Below are 25,472 nucleotides of genomic sequence, written 5' to 3' on the forward strand. Positions count from 1 at the left end.
CGAAAAAGAACGAAAAGGATAGAACCACAACCCATGAAGCATCTTCTGGACTTGCTTGCCGCAGTCGCACTGCTGGTGTGGGGCACGCACCTCGTGCGCACGGGGGTGCTGCGCGTGTTCGGCGCCAACCTGCGCAAGATCCTGGTCCAGAGCATGCGCAACCGCTTCACGGCTGCGTTGTCGGGCATCGGCGTCACGGCGCTGGTGCAGTCGAGCACCGCCACGTCGCTCATGACCTCGTCCTTCGTCGGGCAGGGCCTGATCACGCTGCCCGCCGCGCTCGCGGTGATGCGCGGGGCCGACATCGGCACCGCGCTGATCTCGGTGCTGTTCTCGGCCGACCTGTCGTGGCTCTCGCCGATGTTCATCTTCGTGGGCGTGGTGCTGTTCATTTCGCGCTCTGCCACGGTGGCGGGGCGGGTGGGCCGGGTGCTCATCGGGCTCGGGCTGATGCTGCTCGCGCTGCAGCTCGTGGTGGCGGCGACCGAACCGCTCTTCTCCGCGCCGGCCGTGCGCGTGCTGCTGGCTTCGCTCACGAGCGACGTGCTGCTCGAGATCACCATTGGCGCCGCGCTCGCGATCGTGGCGTATTCGAGCCTTGCCGTGGTGCTGCTGGTGGCGGCCATGGCGAGCTCCAACGTGGTGCCGCTCGACGTCGCACTCGGGCTGGTGCTCGGCGCCAACCTCGGCAGCGGCCTGCTGGCCGTGCTGACCACGGCGAAGTCGGCGATGCCGGTGCGGCAGGTCACGGTCGGCAACCTGCTCTTCAAGGTGCTCGGCGTGGCGGTGGTCGCGCCGTTCGTCGGCCTGTGGCTGCGCTACGTGCAGCCGCAGATACCGAACCCCACCCACGGCGTGGTGCTGTTCCATCTCGCCTTCAACGTGGTGATCAGCGTCGGGTTCATCGGCCTCACGCAATGGGTCGCCAAGCTGGTCACGCGAATGCTGCCGGTGCCGACGCCGTCGACGGCTTCGATGCGGCCGCACCACCTCGACCCCTCGGCGCTGTCGACGCCCTCGCTCGCCATCTCGAATGCCGCGCGCGAGGCACTGCACCAGGCCGACGTGGTGGAGACCATGCTCATCGGCATGCTCGACGTGATCCGCAACAACGACCTGCGCCTTGCGCAGGAGCTGCGGCAGCTCGACGACACGGTGGACGAGCTGTATTCGGCCATCAAGTACTACATGACGCGCATCTCGCGCGAGGCGCTGGGCGAAGAGGAAAGCCGGCGCTGGACCGACATCATCAGCTTCACCATCAACATGGAGCAGATCGGCGACATCGTCGAGCGTGTGATCATCGACATCGAGGACAAGAAGATCAAGCCGCAGCGCAACTTTTCCGAAGCCGGCATGGCGGAGATCGTCGAACTGCACGGCCGGCTCATTGCGAACCTGCGGCTCAGCATGAGCGTGTTCCTCAACGGCAATGTGCGCGATGCGCAGAAGCTGCTTGAAGAGAAGGCCCGGTTCCGCGACCTCGAGCGGGCCTACGCGTCGACCCACCTCGACCGGCTCTCCGACCGCACCACGTTGAGCATGGAAACGAGCTCGCTGCACATCGACCTCATCAGCGACCTGAAGCGCATCAACTCGCACATCTGCTCGATTGCATATCCGATCCTCGAGTCGGCTGGCGCGCTTGCACCGAGCCGCTTGAAGCAGGTTTAGACGCCCTCCGAAGTCAGTGCGTTGCCGCGGAGGTGACGGAGTGGAACAGCGCCTGTCGGCGGCGCAGGCAGAAGTCGATCAGGTCGTCGACTTCGGTCGCCTTGTCGAAGGCGGCGTCGGCGCCGAGCTGGGCACACTTGCGCCGCATCTCGGGCGTGAGGTGGTTGCTGAGCACCACCATCTTCTGCGCCGGTGCGCGGTTGCGGCAGGCTTCGAGTACGCTGAAGCCGGTGCCGTCCTTCAGGAACAGGTCGACGATGGCCAGATCCCATTGCGAGGGATTGGCGGTGAGCCAGCGCATGCCATCGCGCTGCGAGGCGGTCTCGCCGACGGGATCGACACGGGCCACTTCGCGCAGCGTGCCGACGAGGTTTTCGCGGATGACGGCGTTGTCCTCGACGATGAAGGTTCTGACGGTGTCCATGGCACGGGGCATGTCTTGCTGAGTTTCACCCAGGCTACAAAATGCGTCGCGCCGAAAACGAAGGCATGGCGCCCCGCCGCAAGTAGGACACCGCCTGCGCGGCCAGGGCTCAGAGCGTCAGGACCGTGCACCCGGTGGTCTTGCGTGCCTCGAGGTCGCGGTGCGCCTGCTGCACGTCGGCCAGGGCGTAGCGCTGGTCGATCGGGATCTTCACCGCGCCGCTTTGCACGATGGCGAACAGGTCGTCGGCCATGGCCTGGGTGCCCTCGCGCGTGGCGATGTGCGTGAAGAGCGTCGGCCGCGTCACATAGAGCGAGCCCTTCGACGCCAGCGTGCCGAAGCCGATCGGCGGCACCGGGCCCGAGCCGTTGCCGAACACTGCGAGCAGGCCGAAGGGCCGCAGGCAGTCGATCGAGCCTTCCCAGGTGTCCTTGCCGACCGAGTCGTACACCACCTTCACGCCCTTGCCGCCGGTGATCTCCTTCACCCGTGCCGTGAAGTTCTCGGTGCTGTAGTTGATGGCATGCGCCGCGCCGTGCGAAAGCGCGAGCTGGCACTTGGCGTCGCTGCCGGCCGTGCCGATCAGCTGCAGGCCGAGCGCCTTGGCCCACTGGCAGGCGATCAGCCCGACGCCGCCGGCGGCCGCATGGAAGACGATGAAGTCGCCGGGCTGCAGACCTTCGGCAGGCAGCGTCTTCTTGAGCAGGTACTGCGCCGTGAGGCCCTTGAGCATCATGGCTGCGCCGGTCTCGAAGGAGATGTCGTCGGGCAGCTTGCAGACGCACTTGGCCGGCATGACGCGCAGCTCGCAGTAGGCACCGGGCGGCTGGCTCGCATAGGCGGCGCGGTCGCCGGCTTTCAGGTGCGACACGCCCTCGCCCACGGCTTCGACGATACCCGCGGCCTCCATGCCCAGCTGCAGCGGCATCTGGAACGGATAGAGCCCGCTGCGCTGGTAGGTGTCGATGAAGTTCAGGCCCACGGCCTTGTGGCGTATGCGGATCTCGCCGGGGCCGGGCTCGCCGACCTCGACGTCGACGATTTTCAGTTCCTCGGGCCCGCCATGGCGGTCGATACGGACGGCTTTGCTCATCATCTCTCCAGTCTCCAGGCAACACGGTAAAAAGTCGGAAGCGCGCATCGTGCCACGTTTGCCCCCAGCGCGGCGGCCCCCGGTTTTGCCCGGTAGAGTCGGCGGCCATGCAGACGCCGCGCCTTTCGCCCTCGACCATTCTTCTACTGACCGTGCCGCCCCTGCTGTGGGCCGGCAATGCCGTGGTCGGGCGGCTGGTGCGCGACCTGGTGTCGCCGCTCACGCTGAACTTCGTGCGCTGGATCATCGCCTTCGTGCTGCTGCTGCCACTCGCCTGGCCGGTCCTGCGCCGCAGCAGCCTATTGTGGGCGCACTGGAAGCGCTACGCGGTGCTGGGGCTGCTCGGCATCGGCTGCTACAACGCGTTCCAGTACCTGGCGCTGCAGACTTCGTCGCCGATCAACGTCACGCTCGTGGGTTCGAGCCTGCCGCTGTGGATGCTGGCGACAGGCGCGATGTTCTTCGGCGCGCGCGTGAGCGGGCGCGAGATCGCCGGCGCGCTGCTCTCGATGCTCGGCGTGCTGCTGGTGCTGAGCCGCGGCGAATGGGGGCAGCTGCTCGCGCTGCGGCTGGTGGCGGGCGACCTCTACATGATCCTGGGCACCATCGCCTGGGCGTTCTACAGCTGGTTCCTGGTGCGCACGCAGGAACCGGAGGGCGTGCGGCGGGACTGGGCCGCGTTCCTGATGGCGCAGCTGGTGTTCGGCCTCGGATGGTCGGGCGCGCTGGCCGCGGGCGAATGGGCCGCGGCCGCGGCGCATGTCGAGCTCGGCTGGCCGCTCGTCGCGGCCATGCTTTTCATCGGCATCGGGCCCGCCGTGATGGCCTACCGCTGCTGGGGCACGGGCGTGCAGCGCGCGGGGCCGCAGGCGGCGAGCATCTTCATGAACCTCACGCCGCTGTTCGCGGCCATGCTTTCGGCGGCCTTCCTGCGCGAGCCGCCGCACTGGTACCACGGGGTGGCGTTCCTGCTGATCGTGGGCGGGATCGTGGTGTCGTCTCGGCGCTGAGCGGCACCGCGGCTGCGCGACGCGCTCAGTAGTGCGGCGGCAGCTCGTCGGCCGGGCTTCGCGCCGCGCCGTCCTGCGCCGCGTTGCGGCTTTGCTCGCGCAGCTGCACGACTTGCTCGACCAGCCGGTCGATCTGCTGCTGCTGGCGATAGATCGTCATGTTGAGCTGATCGAGCAGGTCGTCGGCGTAGGCGGCCTTGATCTCGAGCTCGGTCAGGCGTTCGACGAGTTCCCTGGGTGCGTTGTTGTCCATGCCGCTATTGGACAGGAAGACCGCCGCGCTTTCATGACGGCCCCGCCACCGCGCGGGTTACGGGCTGACCGGCGCCGCACGCGACCGCGTCGGCCGCGTCCCTGCCAGAGCGTGGTGTCCTCGTCGTTCTCGCGGATGCAGATTCGCGCAAGCCCTCGATCTGCGCCAGCAGCGCCACCGCCTCGCGGCCGAAGCGCTCGCCCTCCGGCGTGAGGCTCAGGCGGCGCGCGCTGCGGCGCTCAGCGAGGGCTCGCGCAGCAGCGTGGCGGCAAGCTGCAGGTCGTCGACCTGGATCATTCCGCCGCGCGGCGCAGCGTGTCGACCACGGGCCGGCGCAGCACGTCGCGCAGCCCCCACCAGCCCGCGGCCAGCGCCAGCACCGCACCGGCGGCGGCGCCGCCGAGCGGCACAAGCGGCGACGCGGTCCAGGTGAAGTCGAACACATAGCGCGCCAGGCCCCAGCCGATGACAGAAGCCACCATGCTCGCAAGAAAGCCTGCGAGCAGGCCCACGCCGGCGAGTTCTGCACGCTGCACCTGGCGCAGCAAGCTGGCGCGCGCGCCCACTGCACGCATCACCGCGAATTCGCGCGCGCGCTCCTCGCGCGTGGCCGTGACCGCGGCGAACAGCACCACGAGCCCCGCGGCGAGCGTGAAGCCGAACAGGAATTCCACCGCGCGGATCACCTGGTCGAGCACGCGCTGCACCTGGTTGATGGTGGCGCTCATGTCGACGTTGGTCACGTTGGGAAAGCTGCGCACCAGCGCGTTGTCGAAACCCCGGGTCTCGGGTGCGCGGAAGGCGCCCATGTAGGTCACGGGCACGTCGGGCAAGACATTCACCGTGTACATCACGAAGAAGTTGGCATGCAGCGAGCCCCAGTCGACCTTGCGCAGCGAGGTGATGCGCGCATCGTTCTGCATGCCGCCGATGTCGAAGCGCATCGTGTCGCCGAGCCGCAGGCCCAGCGTCTCGGCCAGGCCCTCTTCCACGCTCACCTCGCCCGCCGCCCCGGGCGTCCATGCGCCAGCGACGATGCTGTTGTGCGGCGGCGCTTCGGCGCTGTTACTCAGGTTGAATTCGCGGTCGACGAGGCGCTTGGCACGGTCCTCGGTGTAGTCATCGGGCGAGACCGGCTTGTCGTTCACGGCCAGGAGCCGGCCGCGGATCATCGGATACCAGTCGAACTTGCCAACGCCGGCGTCGCGCAGGGTCTTCTGGAATGCGTCGCTCTGGTCGGGCATCACGTTGATCACGAAACGGTTCGGCGCATCGGCCGGCGTGGCCTGGCGCCAGCTCGCGACGAGGTCGGTGCGCAGCAACACCAGCAGCACCAGCGCGAGCAGGCCCACCGCGAGCGCGCTGACCTGCACCACCGCATAGGCCGGCCGCGCCGAGATCTGGCGCGTGGCCAGCACCAGCCAGCGCGGCGCGGTGCTTTCGTTGACGCTGCGGCGGAGGATCTTCACCGCGAGCCAGCTCAGGAGCGCGAACAGCCCCACCGCGCCCGCGAAGCCGCCCACCGCGATCAGGCCCAGCTTCAGGTCGCTGCTGGCCGCGACCAGCAGCGCCGCGAAGCCGGCCACGCCGACGCCGAGCACTGCGAGCGACGCCGGCTTCAAGCCGCCCACGTCGCGCCGGATCACGCGCAGCGGCGGCACCTTGGCGAGCTGCAGCACCGGCGGCAGGCCGAAGGCGAACAGCAGCGTCAGGCCCATGCCGAGGCCGAACACTGCCGGCCACAACGTGGCGGCCGGCAGTGTGGTCTCGACCAGACCGGAGAGCAGCACCACGAAGACGTAGTGCACGCCGAAGCCGATCGCCACGCCGAGGCCGCTGGCCACGATGCCGACGATCGCGAACTCGAAGGCATAGGCCAGCGCGATGGTGCGCTGGCTCTGGCCCAGCACGCGCAGCATCGCGCAGTCGTCGAGGTGGTTGGCCGCGAAGCCGCGTGCCGCCAGCGCCACCGCCACGGCCGAGAGCAGCGCCGCGAGCAGCGCGACCAGGCTCAGGAATTTCTCGGCGCGGTCGAGTGTCTGGCGCATTTCGGGGCGTCCGCCCTCGAAGGAATCGAGCCGCACGCCGCGCAGCTCGCCCTGCTTGATGAGCGCCTCGGCCCAATCGGAAAAGCGTTTCACGGCGGCGTCCTCGCCCGCCACCGCATAGCGATAGCTCACGCGGCTCGCGGGCTGCACGAGGCCGGTACGCGGCACGTCGGCCTGGTTGAGCATCACGCGCGGCGAAAAGCTCATGAAGCCCGCGCCCCGGTCGGGCTCGAGCGTGATCACGCGGCCGATGCGAAGCCCCGCATCGCCGAGCAGCAGCGTGTCGCCCATCGCGAGCCCGAGCGAATCGAGCAGCGAGGCATCGACCCAGGCTTCGCCCGGCGGGGGGATGTCGCGCGTGACGGCGCCGGCCCCATCGACAGCGTTCGCGGTCTGCAGGTTGCCGCGCAGCGGATAGCCCGGTGCCACGGCCTTCAGCGCCACCAGCTTGCTCGCGCCGCCCTGCGCCTCGCCGGCCCGCGCCATCGTCGGGAAGCCGTAGGTTCCCGTGCCTTCGAGGCCGAAGGCGCGGGCCTGGGCGATGAAGTTCTCGGGCGTGGGGTTGTCGCTCACCACCACCGCATCGCCGCCGAGCAGTTGCCGCGCATCACGCTGCAGGCCGCCCTGCAGCCGGTCGGCAAAGAAGCCGACCGCCGTGAGTGCGGCCACGGCCAGCAGCACGGCAACGATCAAGAGGCGCAGTTCGCCGGCGCGCAGATCGCGCCGGAGGGTGCGCCAGCCAAGGCGGAGGGAGGCAGTCATGGGCGAGACGATAGCCGACGCGGGGGCGCCGGCGGCTTTCAAGGATTTACCGCCGGCGGCGGACGCTGCTCAGACCGGGGTGCGCCGCGCGAGTTCCGGCTGCAGCACCAGCCGCTCCACGCCGGCGTAGCACACGAAGTGCCGGTTGGTCGCGCGGCCGATTGCGCACAGGCCAACGCGCGTGGCCACCTCGTGGCCCATCTGCGTGATGCCGCTGCGCGAGACCACGATCGGCACGCCCATTTGCGCCGACTTGATGACCATCTCGCTCGTGAGCCGGCCGGTGGTGTAGAACACGCGGTCGCCCGCGAGCGCCCCCGGCGGCTGCATGGCGCACCAGCCCGCGATGGTGTCGATCGCGTTGTGGCGGCCCACGTCTTCCACGAAGCAGTGCATCGTGGCCCCGGCCGCGTCGGCGTCGAGCGTGAAGAGCGCGCAGCCATGCACGGAGCCCGCCGACTTGTAGGTGCTCTCCTGGAGCCGGATCGCATTGACCAGCGCATAGAGCTGCGCCTGCGTCATGCGCGTGGGCGGCAGCTGGAGCTTGTCGATGTCGGCCATCAGGTCGCCGAACACGCTGCCCTGGCCGCAGCCGGTGGTCACCACCTTCTTCGCGGTGCGCTCCTCGATGCGGTCGATGCCGGCATGCGTGCGGACGGCGGCCGCGCCGACCTCCCAATCGACCGTGACCGACTCCACGTCGCCGGCCGATTCAATGAGGCGCTGGTTCAGCAGGTAACCCAGCACGAGCAGCTCGGGCTGGGCGCCGAGCGTCATGAGCGTGACGAGTTCGCGCCGGTCGACGTAGACCGTGAGGTCGCGCTCGGCGGGGATGGACACCGTGCCGTGCGCGCCATGCTCATCGACGACCTCGACCTCGCGCGTCAGCGCGGCGCGGGCCTGGGTGAGACGCGGCAGCGGGGGCACCGGCGAAGCCGCTGCGCTCACTGCGCCTTCGTCGTGGGATTGGTGACCGCGGCCGGCTGCACGGTGCTGGGCGGCGCGGCAGCCGTGTCGGCTGGCGAATGCGCGCCCGAAGCTTCAAGCGGCTTGGCTTCGGCGGGAGGCGCGTACGCAAACGGACCGGGATCGGCGCAGGTCGGCAGCGCGGCGGGCGCCGCGGGCACGGTCTTGCCAGCCGCGGCAGCACTCGCGCGGTACGCGGCCGCGACGCGGTCCTGGGCGAGGCAGAGCTTGTAGGAATCGACCTTGGCGCTCCAGGCGGTCTTGGCGGCGGCTTCGGCTGCCTTGGCCTTGGCTTCGGGCGTGTCCGGCGGCGCAGGCAGCTTGGCCCAGGCCAGCGGCGCGGCGAGCGCAAGCGCCAGCACGCAAAGATTCAAGGGCGAGAACTGCTTCTTCTTCATGAGGGCCTTCCTTCGGCGGGCTGCGGCGCCCGGACTGGGGCTGTGGTGGCGACCGTGCCGGAGGGCTGCGAACGCTGCCTCGGGATTTTGCCCGCCGCCACGTCGTCGTACCAGAGTTCGTGGTGCTCCTTGGCCCAGGTCTCGTCGACATAGCCGGTGCGCATGGCCTTGTAGGCGCCCTTCATGCCGAGTGTGCCGATGTAGATGTGGCCCATGATCACGGCCATCATCAGCATCGTCGCGACGCCATGGACCATGTGCGCCACCTGCATCTGGCCGCGCGTATAGACGAAGCCCGGCAACAGCTTGTCGAGGAACAGCCCCGAACCGATGATGAACAGGCCGAGGAACAGCACGCCGCCCCAGAACACGAGCTTCTCGCCGGCGTTGAAGCGGTGCGACGGCGCTTCCTTGCCGCCGAACAGGCCGCCGGCACTTTTCAGCCACTTCCAATCGACCGCGCGCGGCAGGTTGTCGCGGATGAAGGTGACGACCATGAACAGCGTGGTGACCACGAACAGCGGCCCGACGAAGTTGTGCACGTTCTTGAGCGCATAGGCGATCCATCCGAAGAGCGTGCTGCCCATCCACGGCATCAGGAAGAACTGGCCGAAGGCCATCACGATGCCCGAGAGCGCGAGGATCACGAAGGCGGTTGCGTTCGACCAGTGCGTGGCCCGCTCGAACGGCGTGAAGCGCTCGATGCGGCGGCCGGTTTCCTTGCCGTGCAGGCGGATCGGCCCCTTGGTGAAGTAATAGATCGCCAGCGCCAGCAGCGTCACGAACAGCAGCGCCGCGCCGTAAGGAATGATCCAGTCGTTGCGCACCTGCCGCCAGGCCTCGCCGGCGGTGGTGAGGCGCGAGCCCGGGTACTGCACCTGCGGCTGGATCAGGTTACCGGCCTCGGGCGCCTGGCTCGCCGGCAGGCTGCTGTAGCCCGTCACGCCCTGCCCGACCTGGCGCCACATCGGCGCGTTGTTGCCGGGCTGCACCTTCATGCGCTCGCCATTGGTCTGGTTCGCGTAGTTGGGATCGGCGCTCGCTTCGGGCTTGACCTCGAAGATGTTCTGGCTGCGGATGCCGCCTGCGCCCGGCGCGGCCGGTGCGGAAGTGGTGCCCGGGGCCGCCGGCGGCTGGGCCTGCGCGAAGGCCGAACCCAGCGCGGCGAAAAGAACGAGAGCGGTCAGCGCTTGCTTCATGGGCTCTCCGATCAGTTTTCTTTGTTGTATTCGTTCTGCCCGTTTTGCGTGCGGGTCTTGAGCTGCTGCTGCCAGGCGGTCTTGTCGCCCACCTTCCAGTCCGGCGCGGTGAACACCGTGCCGGTGTTCTCCTGCGTGCCGGTGCCGCTCCAGGGCACGGCATCGTGCTTCACGCCCTGCGCATTGGTCTGCGGCTTTTCGCCGCAGCCTGCCAGGAACCCCGCGGCCAGTGCCACGGCCGCAGCGAACGCAAGGCCCTGCTGCTTCATTTCTGGCCTCCGTTGGCGGGCGGCGTGCCGGCCTGCTGCGAGCCGTAGGCGGTGCCCCAGCCCCAGACCTCGGCACCCTTGCCGCGCTGAACCACGCGGGTGCGGAAGATGTCGGCCACCACGTCGCCATCACCGGCCAAGAGCGCCTTGGTCGAGCACATCTCGGCGCAGGCCGGAAGCTTGCCTTCGGCAAGCCGGTTGCGGCCGTACTTCTCGAATTCGGCCTCGGAGCCGTTGGCTTCGGGACCGCCAGCGCAGAAGGTGCACTTGTCCATCTTGCCGCGCACGCCGAAGGTGCCCTGCGACGGGAACTGCGGCGCACCGAAGGGGCAGGCGTACGAGCAGTAGCCGCAGCCGATGCACACGTCCTTGTCGTGCAGCACCACGCCTTCGTCGGTGCGATAGAAACACTGCACCGGGCACACCGCCATGCAGGGTGCGTCGGAGCAATGCATGCAGGCGACCGAGATCGACTTCTCGCCCGGGACGCCGTCGTTGAGCGTGACCACGCGGCGGCGGTTCACGCCCCAGGGCACCTCGTTCTCGTTCTTGCAGGCCGTGACGCAGCCGTTGCATTCGATGCAACGCTCGGCGTCGCAGACAAATTTCATTCGTGCCATGGTGCTTCCTTATGCCTTTTCCACGTTGCAGATCGTGGTCTTCGTCTCTTGCATCATGGTCACGCTGTCGTAACCGTAGGTCGTGGCGGTGTTGATCGCCTCGCCGCGCACCACCGGGGCGGCGCCCGTCGGGTAGTAGGCAATCATGTCGGCGCCCTGCCAGTGTCCCGAGAAGTGGAACGGCATGAACACGGTGTCGGGCCCGACGCGCTCGGTCACGAGCGCCTGCACGTTGAGCTTGGCGCCCGTGGGCGTGTGCACCCAGGCGCGCTCGCCGTTGCGGATGCCCTTCTCGGCCGCGACCTTCGGATTGATCTCGATGAACATCTCCTGCTGCAGTTCGGCCAGCCAGGGGTTCGAGCGCGTTTCCTCGCCGCCGCCCTCGTACTCGACCAGGCGACCCGAGGTCATGATGTACGGGAACTTCTCGGCCACCTTGTCGGCGATGTTCTTCTGCTGCACGGTCTTGTAGAGCGTAGGCAGACGCCAGAACGCCATCTTGTCGTCGTGCGTCGGGTACTTGGCCATCAGGTCGGGCCGCGTGCCGTAGAGCGGCTCTCGGTGCTGCGGGATCGCGTCGGGGAAGTTCCAGACCACCGCCCGCGCCTTGGCGTTGCCGAAGGGATGGCAGCCGTGGTTCTTCATGAACACGCGGATCATGCCGCCGGAGTTGTCGGTCTTCCAGTTCTTGCCCTCGGCCTTCTGCTTCTCGGGCTCGGAGAGTTCGTCCCACCAGCCGAGCTTCTTGAGCAGCACATGGTCGAGCTCGGGGTAACCGGTGGTGATGTCGGCGCCGAGCGAGTGCGAGCCGTCCTCGGCCAGCAGGTTCTGTCCGTCGCGCTCCACGCCGAAGTTCGCGCGGAAATTGCCGCCGCCGTCCATCACGTGCTTCGAGGTGTCGTACAGGTTGGCCGAGCCCGGGTGCTTGAGCTCGGGTGTGCCGAAGCAGGGCCACGGCAGGCCGAAGTAGTCGCCCGTGAGGTCGTAGCCGTTGACCTTGTCCTTCACGCCGCCCTTGGCCTTGAGCGTGCGCACGTCGAAGGCGCCCATGTTGCGCATGTGGGCCTGCAGCCGCTCCGGGCTCTGGCCCGTGTAGCCGATGGTCCACACGCACTTGTTGATCTCGCGCAGGATGTCGTCGGGAATGGGCTCGTCCATGCCCTTGACCTTCTGCATCTTGTAGTTCTTGCTGAGCTCCTTGCCGAAGCCCAGGCGGTCGGCGAACTGCTGCATGATCATGTGGTCGCTGCGGCTTTCCCACAGCGGCTCGATGACCTTTTCGCGCCACTGCAGCGAGCGGTTCGAGGCGGTGACGGAGCCGCTGGTCTCGAACTGGGTGCAAGCGGGCAGCAGGTAGACGGCGCGATTCGGATTCTGGTCTTCGGGCCGGCCGGGCATGGCCGCCATGGCGGCCGTCGCTGAAGGGTACGGGTCGACCACCACGAGCAGGTCGAGCTTGTCCATCGCGCGCTTCATCTCGAGGCCGCGGGTCTGCGAATTGGGGGCGTGGCCCCAATAGAACACGCCGCGCAGGTTCGAGTCCTGGTCGATGAGCTCGTTCTTCTCGAGCACACCGTCGATCCAGCGCGACACCGTGATGCCGGGCTTGCTCATCATCGCGGGCGACGAGAAGCGGCTCTTGATCCACTCGAAGTCGACGCCCCAAGCGGTGGCGAAATGCTTCCACGATCCTTCGACGATGCCGTAGTAGCCGGGCAGCGAATCGGGGTTCGGGCCCACGTCGGTGGCGCCCTGCACGTTGTCATGGCCGCGGAAGATGTTGGTGCCGCCACCCGACTTGCCGACGTTGCCGAGCGCGAGCTGCAGGATGCACGAGGCACGCACCATGGCGTTGCCGATCGTGTGCTGCGTCTGGCCCATGCACCAGACGATGGTGCCGGGGCGGTTCTCGTTGAGCCAGGTCGCGACCTTGAGCACCTGCGCCTCGGGGACGCCACAGGCCTCCTCGACCTTGTCGGGCGTCCATTTGGCGAGCACGTCCTCGCGCACCTTGTCCATGCCGAACACGCGGTCGTTGATGTAGCGCTTGTCTTCCCAGCCGTTCTTGAAGATGTGGTGCAGCAGGCCGAACAGGAACGGAATGTCCGAGCCCGAGCGGATGCGCACGTACTCGTCGGCCTTGGCCGCCGTGCGCGTGAAGCGCGGGTCGACCACGATCATCTTGCAGCCATGCTCCTTGGCATGGAGCATGTGCAGCATGCTGACCGGGTGCGCCTCGGCCGCGTTCGAGCCGATGTACAGCGCGACCTTGGCGTTGCGCATGTCGTTGTACGAATTGGTCATGGCGCCGTAGCCCCATGTGTTCGCGACGCCGGCCACGGTGGTCGAGTGGCAGATGCGCGCCTGGTGGTCGCAGTTGTTGCTGCCCCAGAAGCTCACGAACTTGCGCATCAGGTACGCCTGTTCGTTACTGTGCTTGGACGAGCCGATCCAGTAGACCGAGTCGGGCCCGCTCGCCTGGCGAAGGTCCTTCAGCCGCGCGGTGATCTCGTCGAGCGCGGTGTCCCAGCTGATGCGCTCGTACTTGCCGTTGACCAGCTTCATCGGGTAGCGCAGCCGGTACTCGCCGTGGCCATGCTCGCGCAGGGCCGCGCCCTTGGCGCAGTGTGCGCCGAGGTTGAGCGGCGAGTCGAACACCGGCTCCTGGCGCACCCAGACGCCGTTCTCGACCACCGCGTCGGAGGCGCAGCCGACCGAGCAGTGCGAGCACACGGTGCGCTTGATCTCGACCTTGCCGGCGCCGATGGCCGTGGGCCGCGCCTCGCCAGCCGCCTCGGCCTTGCGCATCAGCGTGAGCTGGCCCGCGGCCAGCCCGACGCCAACACCGAGGCCCGAGCGCCGCAGGAACGCACGCCGGTCCATGGTCGGCAGCGCGCCCGACAGGCCGCGCTGGAGGCTGTGGATGAAAGCGGAAGACCCGCGTTCGCCTTGCCGCACGGAATGCGCAGCGTTCGTTTTCTTGGTCAGCAGCATCGTGGGTATCCGCTTCAGGCCGAAGCGGTCCTGTAGTAGTGCTTGACGTGTTCGCTGAGCGAATAGCCGCCGCCGTTTTCAGGCGCGGGCTTCAGCACCGGGGTGGCGGCCTCGAGGGCCGCGGGGGCCGGCGTGACCTTGGGCAGCACGGAAACCGCTGCAACCGCGGCGCCCGCACTGGCGGCACCTAGAAAGAAACCTCGACGCGAGGCCGGCTTGTTACCGACCGATTGGCTGTCCTGCATGTGATCTCCAGGAGTGGCTTGGGGGCAAACCAGATATGAACCGATTTACATACATACGGATACTAGTCGAGACCCTTATCCCGACCAGACGACTCATCCTTACCCGAGCATGTCGAAGCCCTGGACCTCGACCTCGGCAAAGGCCCGCGTGAAACCCGCGAGCGACGCATAGAAGCGTGCCTTGGGGTGCTGCGCGACCGCATCGCACATGGCGGGCAGCCACGGCTGCAGGTGGGTCGCGAAGAAGGTTTGCTGCTGCGCCAGGTTGGCCACCGCCGCGTCGTCGCCCGCGATCAGGTAGCGCATGACCTCGAACAGGCAGGCCGCGTGATCCTCGCTTTCAGACACGGCCACGTCCCGGGTCAGTCCCAGCCGGGCGAGGTCGGTGCGCAGGTGCGCGAGCGGCTTGTCGTTGAGAAAACCGCTCAGGTAGTGCGAACCGAACAGATACACCTCCGGCTTGCCCATGCCGCCGAAGAGCGCGTCGTATTCGGCATGCGCGGCGGCGGGGTCGGTGGCGCGTGCCGCGCCGACCAGCTGGCGCCAGGGCTCCTCGAGGAAGGCACCGGCCGCGGGCGCCTCGGTGGGCGCCACGTCGAAGGCGGCGAGCAGCTCGGCATCGGGCGCGCAATACCAGAGGCGCGAGAGAAGGCCGTAGACCTCGGCGCGCGCGATCTCCTCGTCGAGGGCGGAGGTCGCGAAGGGGGAATCGCTCATAGCTGCGTGATCTTCATTTCGTTCTGCGCGCTGTACAGGTCGATCACCCGGCAGTCGCTGCACATCTTGAGCCGCTCGAGCGCCTCGCCCTGGAACATCGCATGGCCCGCGAGCTTGCCGAGCATCGACTCGATGGCCTTGTGGGTGCCGAACGGCTTGCTGCAGCGGATGCAGGCCCAAGGCTTGGCTTCGTTGAGCACCACCGGCTGCTTGCGTTCGGGTGCGGTCAGGAGTCGCGGCACGAGCGTGATCGCATTCTCGGGGCAGGTGGTTTCGCAGAGACCGCATTGCACGCAGTTCTTCTCGATGAAGCGCAGCTGCGGCGCGTTCTGGTTGTCCTGCAGCGCGCTGGCGGGGCAGGCGCTCACGCAGGCCAGGCACAGCGTGCAGCTGTTCTTGTCGACGGCGACCGCGCCGAATGGTGCGCCGGCGGGCAGCGGGATCGCGAGCGGCTCGGTGGCCGAGGACACGGCCAGCGCCGGTGCCTGCGCCATCAGGTGGTCGAGCGTCATCTCGAGCGTGCCGCGCTTCTCGGCCCCGGCGGCAAAGCGCGCGGCGGTCGCGGGCACCCGCTGGCGCGTCGCGCGCAGGCCCGCGAGCGCCGCATCGAGGGCGGCCGGCTCGGCGGCCTCGATCAGGTGGAAATGAGTGCCGGTGTAACCGAGCCCGGTGACGAGCGCCTGCGCCACGGCCATCTGCTGCCTCAGCGCCGCGATGTATGCCGGCGCTTCCTCGCCGGTGGCCAGCACCGCCACCTGGGCGGCGCCGAAGGCGATGGCCGCGAGCCAGAGGTCGATGCCGGTGCTGGCGGCATGCCGCAGCGCCACCGGCAGCACATGCGCCGGCACGCCGGCAGGCCCGCCCGCACGGCCGCGCCCGAGCTGGGCCGCGCGGCCGAGTTGTTCGACCAGCGTCTGGCCGCCCTCCTCGCCATGGAGCAGCACTGCGGCATCGCGGCCACCCGCCGCGGCATAGGCGGCCAGCAGCGTGCGGAGCTTGCGGCCCTGGTCGGTGGTGCGCGGGTAGGTGTAGCCCAAGGCGCCCGTGGGGCACACCGTGGTGCAGGCGCCGCAGCCGACGCAGAGCTGGGGATTGACGACGATGCGCTGGCGCGCCTTGTCGCTCGAGATCGCGTGCGCCGAGCAGACCTCGACGCAGGCATTGCAGCCGACCACTTCGTTGCGGCTGTGGGCGCAGAGCTTCTGCTTGTAGTCGAAGAACTTGGGCTTCTCGAACTCGCCCACGAGTTCGCGCAGGCGCAGCAGCGTGGCCAGGCCTTCGGCGTGCGCGAGCCCGCCCGCCAGATGGAAGTAGCCCTGCGGCGGCGCATGCCAGTCGATCAGCGCCTTTGCGCCGAGGTCGAGCACAAGGTCGAACTCGGCATCGAGTGCTTCGGGTGCGCGGTCGAAGCGGATCGCGCCGGCCACGGTGCAGGCCGCCTCGCAGTCGCGGTGCGTGCCGCATTTCGCGAGGTCGACCTGGTAGTCGAGCCCGATCGCCTGCTCGGGGCAGGCAGCGACGCAGGCGTTGCAGCGCGTGCAAAGGTCGAGGTCGATCGGGTTGTCGCGCGTCCAGCGCAGCGAGAACGCGCCGAGCCAGCCCTGGAGCGCCTCGAGGCGCCCGGCCATCACGGGCCAGCGGCGCTCCTGTGCACCGCCGGCAACGCCCGGGCCGGTCGAGAAGATGGAGACCTGCAGGCTGTCGGCCACGAGCGCCGCAGCCTTCTCGGCCTGGTCGAGCGGACCGACGATCAGCAGGCGGCCCTGGCTCGCATAGCTCACTGTCGACACCGGATCGGGTTCGGGCAGGCGGGCCAGCGCCAGCAGCGCGGCGATCTTGGGACTCGCGTTCTTCGCGTCGCGGCTCCAGCCGCCGGTCTCACGGATGTTGACGAAGCGGATCGGGGAGGTGGCGCCTTCGGTCTGCGCAGCCAGTTCGGAAAAAAGCCGCCGCTCCTGGGTGCAGGCCACGACGACGTCGTCGCCCGAACGAATGGCGCGCTGGAAAGCGGGCGCCTCGCGGCGGCACAGGGCGGAATGCAGGGGCAGCGTCTCAGCCAGCGCCGCCCCGAGCGTCTTCGGCTCGAGCGGCATCGTCTGGTTGCAGTCGCAGATCAGCGTGGTGGTCATCGGTTGTCTGGCTTGCCGGCTGCGCATCGGCAACCGGCTGGCTGGAGGGATCTCCCGGAGGTTCGGACTGTGCCACGTCCGGCGTCGCAGTGCCGTTTTTCAGGGCTTCTTCGGCCTCGGCTTCTTCCTTTTCCTCCCGCTCGAAGAGGTTGAGGAACTTGGCGCTGGCCATCTGGCGCAGCACGCTGTGGGGGATCGGCGTCGACTGGGAATAGTCGTCGATGTAGACGTCCATGCGGTCCATCACATTGAACTGCGGATCGGCAAAGAGCTTGCGGAAGGCCGTGTTCTTGACCTCGGGCGCCACGTTCCTGGCCACGAAGGGGCGGAAGTCGGATTCGGACGTGAGCGCCTGGGCGTCCTCGAGCGTGGGCTGCGGCGGCTCGGCGGGCGCCTCGGCGGCTGCATGCGCGGGCACCGGAGCGGCCGGCATCGGCACCTCGGCCTCCGGCACCGGGATGGCCGCCATCTCGGGTTCGTCGACGTGCGACGGCGGCGGCGGCTCTTCGCGCGCCTCCTGCTTGCGCCGCGACCAGCGGCCGAGGAAATTCTCAGACATCGCCTGCCCCCCGTCCGCGCTTCTTCTCGGTTGTGACGCTCGCCGCATTGCCGAAGCGGTCGACCAGCGGCCGGAAGCTCTCGGGGCGCTTGCGTCGCTTGGGTTCCATCGCGTAGTGCGCCTGCACGAAACCGCGCATCCACTCGACAACTTCCTCGGGTGCGGGCACCTGCTCGACGGTTTCCTGCGCGTCGAGCCAGCGGCCGGCCTCGTTGTAGCTCAGGCTCACCACCACGGGCCGGGCGATCGGCTCGTCGACCACGGTGGGCGCCTCTTCCATGCGCCACAGCACGAACCAGCAGGGCGCGGGCGTGGTGGCATTGAGGTGGTAGCCCTCGGCTTCATCGCGGAACAGCGCGGTCTGCAAACCAGGGTGCAGCCAGCGCTGCACGTCCTCGGTGGCGTCGAGCAGGCGGGGCTCGGTGCCCGCGCCGGGCTGGTCGGGACCGACGCTCTCGAGAATCCAGCGCCAGGATTGCCAGCGGCTGTTGACGCGCTCGCGGCGCATCACGACGGCCACATCGATGGAAGGATTCATGCGGCCATCGTAGCGCCGCCGCAATCCGGCTTCGGGCCGAGGGTCATCAGAGGCGGCCGGCGGGCGCGGCAGGTGCCGCCATCAGCATGTCGCGCAGCCGGCGCTGCAGCGGGGTGGCCTCGGCGTCGGGCATGCGGCCGGCTTCGCGCAGCGCGATGTCTCGGCTCTGGCCGTCGTGCAGGTCGATCTCGCGCACCACCTGCCCCTGGTGGTAGACGAAGGCCGTGTCGGCCAGCGCGAGCACGTCGTCGATGTCGTGCGTGATCATCAGCACCGGAATGCCCCACTGGCGCCGGACCTGGGCCAGTTCGGTGCGCAGTTCGTGCCGCAGCATCGGGTTGAGCGCGGCGAAGGGTTCGTCGAGCAACAGCAGTTGCGGCTCGCAGGCGAGCGCGCGCGCCAGGGCCACGCGCTGCTGCTGGCCGCCCGAGAGCTTGCCCGGGCGGCTGTCGGCCAGGGCCGTGAGGCCGAAGCCTTCGAGCAGCGCCTGCACGCGCTCGGCATCGCGCGGCGGCATCCGGCGCCGGTGCCAGGCGGTGAGCCCGAACGCCACGTTCTCGCGCACCGACAGGTGCGGAAACAGCGCGTAGTGCTGGAACAGGTAGCCGATGCGCCGCGCCGGTGCCGGCAGGTCGATGCCGCGTGCCGCGTCGTAGAGCGTGCGCCCGCCGATCCGCACATGGCCCGCCGACGGACGCTGCAGCCCGGCGATCGCCTGCAGCGTGAGCGTCTTGCCCGCGCCCGACGGGCCGTAGAGCGCGGCAAAAGGCACGTCGGTCGCGAAGCGCGCCGCGAGTTCGAAGCGCCGCGCACCGTCGGTCACCGCGAGTTGGAGGTCGACGTCGATCATGGCGCGCCGAAGCCGTGGCGTGCGAGCACCTCGCGCGCCGCGTCGCTCGAAAGAAAGGCGACGAAGTCGCCCGCGAGCGCTTTCTGCCGGCTGTCGGCCACCACCGCCACCGGGTAGCGCACCGGCGCACCGCCGCCGGGCGCGAGCACCACGCGGAGCTTCGCGGCCTGCGCGGCGGCGTCGGTGCGGTAGACGAAGCCCGCCTCGACCTCGCCGCGCGCCACATAGTCGAGCACCTGGCGCACGCTGTCCGCCTGCACGAACTTCGGCTCGAGCACGGCCCAGAGCCCCGCCGCCTCGAGCACCTGCCGCGTGTAGCGGCCGACCGGCACGGTGGCAGTCTTGCCGACCGCGATGCGGTGGACGCCGGGGCCCGCCAGGTCGGCCAGCGTGCGCAGGCCGGCGCCGCCCTGCAGCGGCTCGACCAGCACCAGCGCATTGCGCGCGAAGTCGCGGCGTGTGGCAACTTCGATGCGCTTCTGCGCGGCGCCGCGGTCCATCGTCTCCTGGTCGGCGCTCGCGAACACATCGACCGGTGCGCCCTGCGCGATCTGCTGCAGCAGCACGCCCGAGGCCGCGAAATTGAAGCGCACCGTGGCGCCGGGCTTCGCGGCCTCGAACGTCGGCCCGAGTTCCTTGAACGCATCGGTCAGGCTCGCGGCCGCCGAGACGGTGAGCTGCTGCGCCGCAGCCAGCCCGGGCATCAGCGCCACCGCGAGAAGGATCGACAGGAAACGCCAGGGTCGCATGGAAAGATGCCTCGGGGTTCAGCGCAATGAGAAGAAGCGGTTCGACAGCACCAGCACCGTGATCGACAGCAGCGAGGTCACCACCACGAGCAGCAACGCCAGGTCGTCATGGCCGGCCTGCGCGGCGTCGTAGATCGCCATCGAGAGCGTCTGGGTCTGGCCGGGAATGGAGCCGGCCACCATCAACGATGCGCCGAACTCGCCCATGGCCCGTGCGAAAGCCAGCAACGTGCCGGCCAGGATGCCGGGCCAGGCCAGCGGCAGCGTGATGCGCAGAAACACCGAGAACCTCGACTGGCGCAGCGTGCTCGCGGCATCCTCGAGCGAGCGGTCCACGCCCGCGAAGGCGGCGCTGGCCGACTTGAGCACCAGTGGCAGCGCCACGACGGCCGACGCCACCACGGCGCCGTGCCAGCTGAAGATGATCGTGTAGTCGAAGTGCGTGCGCAGCCACTCGCCGAGTGGGCTGCGGCGCCCCGCGGCGACCAGGATCGCGTAGCCGATGACGGTGGGCGGCAGCACCAGCGGCAGCATGCACACCGCCTCCAGCACCGTGCGCCCCGGAAAGCGCTTGCGCGCGAACACCCAGCCCAGCGCCACGCCAGCCACGAGCGCGAGCAGGGTCGCGGCCGCAGCCACCTTGAGCGACAACACCAGCGGGAACCAGTCGGTCGAGGCGATGAGGGATGTCGTCGTATTCATGGCGATACAGCGCAATTGTTGCACAGCCGCCTGCTGGCCCCCACAGCGGGAAAAGTGCGGTAGAGCTCGGCAACGCCGATATCCCGCGGAATACAGCGCGGGCAGGCTCAGGAGGCGTACGGGGTCAGGGCGCCAGAAGCCGCGTCAGCGCGCGCACGTCGGCCGCCGTGGCAAGGCGGGCCGCGCTCTCGATGGCGCGGTAGTGCTTGACGATCTCTTCGCCGACCGGCGTGAGCGCCGTGCCGCCGCCGCGCGAGCCGCCGGCCGCTGTGTTCACGGCCGGCGAGGCCAGCGCCTTGTTCATCTCGTCGATCAGCAGCCAGGCACGCCGGTACGACATGCCGAGCTGGCGCGCCGCGGCAGAGATGGAGCCGGTTTCTGCCACTGCCTCCAGCACGGCGATCTTGCCGGGGCCGATGGCGATGCTGTCGTCCCGGTAGATGCGCAGGCGGAACTGGACGCGGGTGGGGGTCATGCCGATGAGATGAACGGTGCAAAAGGAAAGACGGGCGCAGAGGTTAAACCATGCGCCCGCCCCTCCCTCGCCGCCCGTGCGGCGGCGATCAGTCGACCGTCGCGGCCACGGCGCCGGAGCCGTAGCCGGCCGCCGCCATCGGCTGGCCGCCGCGCGTGACCCGCACCGCGCAGTACTTGAACTCCGGGATCTTGCCGAGCGGATCGAGCGCGGCATTGGTCATGAGGTTGGCCGCCGCCTCGTAGTAGGCGAACGGAACGAAGACCGCGCCGGTCGGCGTGCCGTCGTCGCGCCGCACGTGAATCGCCACCTCGCCGCGGCGCGACTGCACGGTGATCACGTCGCCGGCCTCGAGGCCGAGTGCCTGCAGATCGCCCTGGTTCATCGAGGCGGTGGCCATCGGCTCGAGCGCGTCGAGCACGCTGGCGCGCCGCGTCATGCTGCCGGTGTGCCAGTGCTCGAGCTGGCGGCCCGTGATGAGCACGAACGGATACTCGGCATCGGGCCGCTCGTCGGCCGGAATGATATCGGCGGGCACCAGCTTCACGCGGCCGTCGGCGGTCGGGAAGTCGTCGATGAACACGGTCGGCTGGCCCGGGTCTTCCTCGCTCAAGCAGGGGTAGGTCACGCTCGAATCGCGCTGCAGCCGCTCCCAGCTGATGCCGCTGATCACCGCATGCATGGCCTGGCGCATCTCCTCGTACACCGCGGCCACGCCGGCTTCCTCGCCCTCGTAGTTCCACTGCAGGCCCATGCCCTTGGCGATCTGCTGGATGATCCAGAGGTCGCCGCGCGCATCGCCCGGCGGGTTGAGCGCGCGCTTGCCGAGCTGCACCATGCGGTCGGTGTTGCTCACCGTGCCGGTCTTCTCGGGCCAGGCGCTCGCGGGCAGCACCACGTCGGCGAGCCACGCGGTCTCGGTCATGAAGATGTCCTGCACCACGAGGTGCTCCATGCTGGCCAGCGCATGCCGCGCATGGTTCAGGTCGGGGTCGCTCATGGCCGGGTTCTCGCCCATGATGTACATGCCGCGCACCTTGTGCGGATCGGTGTCGGGCGCGAGCGCCTTGTGCATGATCTCGACCACGGTGTAGCCCGGCGTCGCGTCGAGCGGCATGCCCCAGAAGTTCTCGAACCACGCATGCACCGCGGGGTTGTCCACGCGCTGGTAGTTCGGGAACATCATCGGGATGAGGCCCGCGTCGCTCGCGCCCTGCACGTTGTTCTGGCCGCGCAGCGGATGCAGACCCGAACCGGGCTTGCCGATCTGCCCGGTCACCGTGGCCAGCGCGATCAGGCAGCGCGCGTTGTCGGTGCCGTGCACGTGCTGGCTCACGCCCATGCCCCAGAGGATCATCGCGCCCTTGGCGGTGGCAAAGGCGCGCGCAACCTCGCGCAGCGTCTCGGCCGGCACGCCGCAGATCGGCGCCATCGCCTCGGGGCTGTAGCCCTTGACGTTCTCGCGCAGCGCCTCGTAGTTGCTGGCGCGCATGCGCACGAAGGCTTCGTCGACCAGCCCCTCGTCGATCACCGCATGGATCAGCGCGTTGAGCATGGCCACGTCGGTGTCGGCCTTGAACTGCAGCGTGCGCCAGGCATGGCGGCTGATGTCGGTGCGGCGCGGGTCGGCCAGCACGATCTTCGCGCCGCGCTGGGCCGCGTTCTTCATCCAGGTGGCAGCCACGGGATGGTTGGCCGTAGGGTTGGAGCCGATCACGAAGATCAACTCGGCATGCTCCACGTCGTTGACCTGATTGCTCACCGCGCCCGAACCCACGCCTTCGAGCAGCGCGGCCACGCTGGAGGCGTGGCACAGCCGGGTGCAGTGGTCGATGTTGTTGCTGCCGAAGCCGGTGCGTACCAGCTTCTGGAACAGGTAGGCCTCCTCGTTGCTGCCCTTGGCCGAGCCGAAGCCCGCGAGCGACTTGGGCCCGTAGGTGTCGCGCAGGCCCGAAAGGCTGCCCGTGGTGAAGGCCAGCGCCTCTTCCCAGGTGGCTTCGCGGAAGTACTCGCTCCAGTCGCCGGGCCGCGGCGCGTCGCCGAAGTCCTTCGGCATGCCGGGCTTGCGGATCAGCGGCTTGGTCAGGCGCTGCGGATGGTGGGCGTAGTCGAAACCGAAGCGGCCCTTCACGCAAAGGCGGTTGTGGTTGGCCGGGCCGTCGCGGCCGTCGACGCTGACGATCTTTTCGTCCTTGACGTTGTAGGTGACCAGGCAGCCCACGCCGCAGAACGGGCACACCGAATCGACCTTGCGATCGACCTGCTGCGAGCCGATGTGGCTCTTGGGCATCAGCGCGCCGGTGGGGCAGGCCTGCACGCACTCGCCGCAGGCCACGCAGGTGCTGTCGCCCATCGGGTCGTCGAGGTCGAAGACGATCTTGCTGTCGGCGCCGCGCATCGCGTAGCCGATGACGTCGTTGACCTGCTCCTCGCGGCATGCGCGCACGCAGCGGTTGCACTGGATGCAGGCATCGAGGTTGACCGCCATCGCGGGGTGCGAGATGTCGGTCTTCGGCTGCTCGCGGCGCAGCGCCTTGAGCTCGGGCCGCACCGCGATGTCGAGCCTGCCCGCCCATTCGCTGAGCTCGCCGTGCTGGCGCGTGGCGTCGTCGCCGATCCACTTGTAGCCCTGGTCGGGCATGTCGGACAGCAGCATCTCGACCACCATCTTCTGGCTCTTGAGTGCGCGTTCGCTGGTGGCCTGCACTTCCATGCCGGCCGTCACGTTGCGGCAGCAGCTGGGCGCGAGCACGCGCTCGCCCTTGATCTCGACCACGCAGGCGCGGCAGTTGCCGTCGGCGCGGTAGCCGTCCTTGTAGCAAAGGTGCGGAATCTCCACGCCATGGCGCTCGGCCGCCTTGTAGATGGTCTCGCCATCGAAGGCCTGGATGGCCTTGCCGTCGAGCGTGAATTCGATGGTTTGCGGCATCAGCTCCGCGAGCTTCGACGGGGCGTTCATGCCACCTCCTCCGGAAAGTACTGTTGAATGCAACGGATGGGGTTGGGGGCGGCCTGGCCGAGGCCGCAGATGGACGCATCGCCCATGACCTGGGCGAGGTCCTCGAGCGTGGCGCTGTCCCACACCGGCGCCTCCATCAGCGCGGCCGCCTTGGCGGTGCCGACACGGCACGGCGTGCACTGGCCGCAGCTCTCATGCTCGAAGAAGCGCATCACGTTAAGTGCGGCGTCGCGCGCGCGGTCGTGCTGGCTCAGCACCATCACCGCGGCCGACCCGATGAAGCAGCCGTGCGGCTGCAGCGTGTCGAAGTCGAGCGGAATGTCGTTCATGCGCGCCGGCAGGATGCCGCCCGAGGCGCCGCCCGGCAGGTAGGCATAGAGCGTGTGGCCGTCGAGCATGCCGCCGCAGTACTCGTCGATGAGTTCCTGCACCGTGATGCCCGCGGGCGCGAGCTTGACGCCCGGGTGCTTCACGCGCCCGCTGACGCTGAAGCTGCGCAGGCCCTTGCGGCCATGGCGGCCGAAGCCGCTGAACCAGTCCGCGCCCTTCTGCACGATGTCACGCACCCAGTAGAGGGTCTCGAAGTTGTGCTCGAGCGTCGGCCGGCCGAACAGACCGACCTGCGCGATGTAGGGCGGGCGCATGCGCGGTTCGCCGCGCTTGCCTTCGATGCTCTCGATCATGGCCGACTCTTCGCCGCAGATGTAGGCACCCGCGCCGCGGCGCAGTTCGATGCGCGGCAGCGCGCACGGCGGGTCGGCCTGGAGCCGGGCCAATTCGGCCTGCAGCAGCGCGCGGCAGTCGTGGTATTCGTCGCGCAGGTAGATGTAGCACTGCTCGATGCCGACGATCTGCGCCGCCACCAGCAGGCCTTCGAGAAAGCGATGCGGATCGCGTTCGAGGTAGGTGCGGTCCTTGAAGGTGCCGGGCTCGCCCTCGTCGATGTTGACCGCCATGACCCGCGGCGCCGGCTGGTCGCGCACGATGCGCCACTTGCGCCCGGCCGGAAAGCCCGCGCCGCCGAGACCGCGCAGGCCCGAGTCTTCCATCGCCTTGAGCACCGCCTCGGCGTCCTGCTCGCCGTTGACCAGCGCGGCAGCCAGCGCATAGCCTCCGTTCGCGCGGTAGGTCGCGTAGTCGGTGAAGGCCGGCATGCGCTCGATGGCGCCGGGCAGCGGCGAAATGCTCTTCTCGGCGAACTGCGCGGCGTCGAAGTAGGCCACCACGGCCTGCTCGCCGGGGCCGGACTTCAGCGCCTGCAGCACCCGCGCCTCGGTGGCCAGCGGCACCGCCTGCTGGTCGACCACGGCCACCGGCGCCTGCTCGCAGCGCCCGACGCAGGGCGCCGCGATCACGCGGACTTCTTCGCCATCGACGGCGCCGAGCAGCGCGGGCAGCCGCGCGAGCAGGTCCTTCGCGCCGGCCAGTTCGCAGGCCAGGCCATCGCACACGCGCACCGTGAGGCCGGGCGCGGCCTCGTCGCCGCGCACCACTTCGAAGTGGTGGTAGAAGGTCGCGACCTCGTAGACCTCGGCCATCGGAACGTTCATCTCGCGCGCCAGCGCCACCAGGTGGCGGTCGTGCAGACAGCGGAACGCGTCGTTGAGCTTGTGCAGGTGCTCGATGAGCAGGTCGCGCCGGTGCCCCTCGGGCGGGCGCGCGCCGATCAGTGCGCGTACCTCGACGAGCGCGGCCTCCTCGGGCTGGCGGCCCTTGAGCTTGCTCTTGCGGCGGATGCGCTCGCGCATCTCGTCGGGCGTGGCGAGCGGCACGATCGTGTGCGTGCTGCGGGGGGTCGCTGTTGTCTCGCGGGACGGGGCTGGGTGGTTGTTCACTGCC

General features: G+C 69.0%; 23 protein-coding genes and 1 pseudogene. 2 read left to right on the forward strand and 22 right to left on the reverse strand.

The window, feature by feature from the left end; all coding sequences use genetic code 11:
- Window positions 1–33: 33 nt before the first annotated feature.
- Window positions 34–1,674: a Na/Pi cotransporter family protein gene (locus AC3A6J_RS03460; RefSeq protein WP_487858496.1), complete on the forward strand. Its 1,641-nt coding sequence runs from the start codon at window positions 34–36 to the stop codon at window positions 1,672–1,674.
- A 13-nt stretch (window positions 1,675–1,687) separates the two neighbouring features.
- Here AC3A6J_RS03460 and AC3A6J_RS03465 read toward each other — a convergent pair whose 3' ends face one another.
- Together AC3A6J_RS03465 and AC3A6J_RS03470 are read right to left on the reverse strand one after the other, a co-directional pair.
- A complete protein-coding gene (locus AC3A6J_RS03465; RefSeq protein WP_487858497.1) occupies window positions 1,688–2,098 on the reverse strand; it encodes a response regulator in 411 nt (136 codons plus the stop codon).
- 109 nt (window positions 2,099–2,207) lie between these two features.
- The gene (locus tag AC3A6J_RS03470; RefSeq protein WP_487858498.1) at window positions 2,208–3,191 is read right to left on the reverse strand and encodes a quinone oxidoreductase family protein; all 984 of its coding nucleotides are present in this window, start codon (window positions 3,189–3,191) and stop codon (window positions 2,208–2,210) included.
- A gap of 107 nt (window positions 3,192–3,298) precedes the next feature.
- On the opposite strand from AC3A6J_RS03470, the gene AC3A6J_RS03475 reads away from it, so the two are divergent.
- Window positions 3,299–4,201, forward strand: coding sequence for a DMT family transporter (locus AC3A6J_RS03475; RefSeq protein WP_487858499.1), 903 nt, complete (start codon window positions 3,299–3,301; stop codon window positions 4,199–4,201).
- A 25-nt stretch (window positions 4,202–4,226) separates the two neighbouring features.
- On the opposite strand, the gene AC3A6J_RS03480 is transcribed toward AC3A6J_RS03475, so the two are convergent.
- From AC3A6J_RS03480 to AC3A6J_RS03575, 20 genes and pseudogenes are all read right to left on the reverse strand, one after another.
- Window positions 4,227–4,454 carry a SlyX family protein gene (locus AC3A6J_RS03480; RefSeq protein WP_487858500.1) on the reverse strand — a complete coding sequence of 76 codons (228 nt, stop codon included), beginning with the start codon at window positions 4,452–4,454 and terminating at the stop codon, window positions 4,227–4,229.
- A gap of 139 nt (window positions 4,455–4,593) precedes the next feature.
- A pseudogene (locus tag AC3A6J_RS03485) lies at window positions 4,594–4,751 on the reverse strand (LysR family transcriptional regulator); the annotation flags it as partial.
- A complete protein-coding gene (locus AC3A6J_RS03490; protein ID WP_487858501.1) occupies window positions 4,748–7,264 on the reverse strand; it encodes an ABC transporter permease in 2,517 nt (838 codons plus the stop codon). The gene AC3A6J_RS03490 and the pseudogene AC3A6J_RS03485, both read right to left, overlap by 4 nt.
- Window positions 7,265–7,333: 69 nt before the next feature.
- Window positions 7,334–8,212, reverse strand: coding sequence for a formate dehydrogenase accessory sulfurtransferase FdhD (locus AC3A6J_RS03495; protein ID WP_487858502.1), 879 nt, complete (start codon window positions 8,210–8,212; stop codon window positions 7,334–7,336).
- Window positions 8,209–8,628, reverse strand: a complete 420-nt coding sequence (locus AC3A6J_RS03500; protein WP_487858503.1) for a hypothetical protein — start codon at window positions 8,626–8,628, stop codon at window positions 8,209–8,211. The genes AC3A6J_RS03495 and AC3A6J_RS03500 overlap by 4 nt, the downstream gene beginning before the upstream one ends.
- Window positions 8,625–9,827: a formate dehydrogenase subunit gamma gene (locus AC3A6J_RS03505; RefSeq protein WP_487858504.1), complete on the reverse strand. Its 1,203-nt coding sequence runs from the start codon at window positions 9,825–9,827 to the stop codon at window positions 8,625–8,627. The genes AC3A6J_RS03500 and AC3A6J_RS03505 overlap by 4 nt, the downstream gene beginning before the upstream one ends.
- An 11-nt stretch (window positions 9,828–9,838) precedes the next feature.
- Entirely contained in the window at window positions 9,839–10,096 is a 258-nt protein-coding gene (locus AC3A6J_RS03510) for a hypothetical protein (RefSeq protein WP_487858505.1), read from the reverse strand.
- Window positions 10,093–10,716: a formate dehydrogenase FDH3 subunit beta gene (gene fdh3B / locus AC3A6J_RS03515; RefSeq protein ID WP_487858506.1), complete on the reverse strand. Its 624-nt coding sequence runs from the start codon at window positions 10,714–10,716 to the stop codon at window positions 10,093–10,095. Before fdh3B ends, AC3A6J_RS03510 begins: the two co-directional genes overlap by 4 nt.
- A 9-nt stretch (window positions 10,717–10,725) precedes the next feature.
- Window positions 10,726–13,710 carry a formate dehydrogenase subunit alpha gene (locus AC3A6J_RS03520; RefSeq protein WP_487858507.1) on the reverse strand — a complete coding sequence of 995 codons (2,985 nt, stop codon included), beginning with the start codon at window positions 13,708–13,710 and terminating at the stop codon, window positions 10,726–10,728.
- Window positions 13,711–13,724: 14 nt separating this feature from the next.
- The gene (locus AC3A6J_RS03525; protein ID WP_487858508.1) at window positions 13,725–13,955 is read right to left on the reverse strand and encodes a formate dehydrogenase; all 231 of its coding nucleotides are present in this window, start codon (window positions 13,953–13,955) and stop codon (window positions 13,725–13,727) included.
- Window positions 13,956–14,054: 99 nt separating this feature from the next.
- Window positions 14,055–14,672 carry a TorD/DmsD family molecular chaperone gene (locus AC3A6J_RS03530; RefSeq protein ID WP_487858509.1) on the reverse strand — a complete coding sequence of 206 codons (618 nt, stop codon included), beginning with the start codon at window positions 14,670–14,672 and terminating at the stop codon, window positions 14,055–14,057.
- The gene (locus AC3A6J_RS03535; protein WP_487858510.1) at window positions 14,669–16,801 is read right to left on the reverse strand and encodes a 4Fe-4S binding protein; all 2,133 of its coding nucleotides are present in this window, start codon (window positions 16,799–16,801) and stop codon (window positions 14,669–14,671) included. The genes AC3A6J_RS03530 and AC3A6J_RS03535 overlap by 4 nt, the downstream gene beginning before the upstream one ends.
- Entirely contained in the window at window positions 16,725–17,360 is a 636-nt protein-coding gene (locus AC3A6J_RS03540) for a DUF3306 domain-containing protein (protein ID WP_487858511.1), read from the reverse strand. Before AC3A6J_RS03540 ends, AC3A6J_RS03535 begins: the two co-directional genes overlap by 77 nt.
- Window positions 17,353–17,898 (reverse strand): DUF3305 domain-containing protein, encoded by a 546-nt coding sequence (locus AC3A6J_RS03545; protein ID WP_487858512.1) that lies wholly within the window; start codon window positions 17,896–17,898, stop codon window positions 17,353–17,355. The genes AC3A6J_RS03540 and AC3A6J_RS03545 overlap by 8 nt, the downstream gene beginning before the upstream one ends.
- A gap of 46 nt (window positions 17,899–17,944) precedes the next feature.
- Window positions 17,945–18,748, reverse strand: a complete 804-nt coding sequence (locus tag AC3A6J_RS03550) for an ABC transporter ATP-binding protein (RefSeq protein WP_487858513.1) — start codon at window positions 18,746–18,748, stop codon at window positions 17,945–17,947.
- Complete coding sequence (gene modA / locus AC3A6J_RS03555) at window positions 18,745–19,497, reverse strand: molybdate ABC transporter substrate-binding protein (protein WP_487858514.1); 753 nt, start codon at window positions 19,495–19,497, stop codon at window positions 18,745–18,747. Before modA ends, AC3A6J_RS03550 begins: the two co-directional genes overlap by 4 nt.
- An 18-nt stretch (window positions 19,498–19,515) precedes the next feature.
- Window positions 19,516–20,199: a molybdate ABC transporter permease subunit gene (modB, locus tag AC3A6J_RS03560; RefSeq protein ID WP_487858515.1), complete on the reverse strand. Its 684-nt coding sequence runs from the start codon at window positions 20,197–20,199 to the stop codon at window positions 19,516–19,518.
- 124 nt (window positions 20,200–20,323) lie between these two features.
- On the reverse strand, window positions 20,324–20,674 hold the full coding sequence (locus AC3A6J_RS03565; RefSeq protein ID WP_487858516.1) for a winged helix-turn-helix domain-containing protein: 351 nt from the start codon (window positions 20,672–20,674) through the stop codon (window positions 20,324–20,326).
- Window positions 20,675–20,762: 88 nt separating this feature from the next.
- Complete coding sequence (gene fdhF / locus AC3A6J_RS03570) at window positions 20,763–23,633, reverse strand: formate dehydrogenase subunit alpha (protein WP_487858517.1); 2,871 nt, start codon at window positions 23,631–23,633, stop codon at window positions 20,763–20,765.
- The gene (locus tag AC3A6J_RS03575; protein ID WP_487858518.1) at window positions 23,630–25,468 is read right to left on the reverse strand and encodes an NAD(P)H-dependent oxidoreductase subunit E; all 1,839 of its coding nucleotides are present in this window, start codon (window positions 25,466–25,468) and stop codon (window positions 23,630–23,632) included. The genes fdhF and AC3A6J_RS03575 overlap by 4 nt, the downstream gene beginning before the upstream one ends.
- Window positions 25,469–25,472 lie beyond the last annotated feature (4 nt).

It is taken from the genome of Variovorax sp. Soil_C_39 (genome assembly GCF_057656815.1).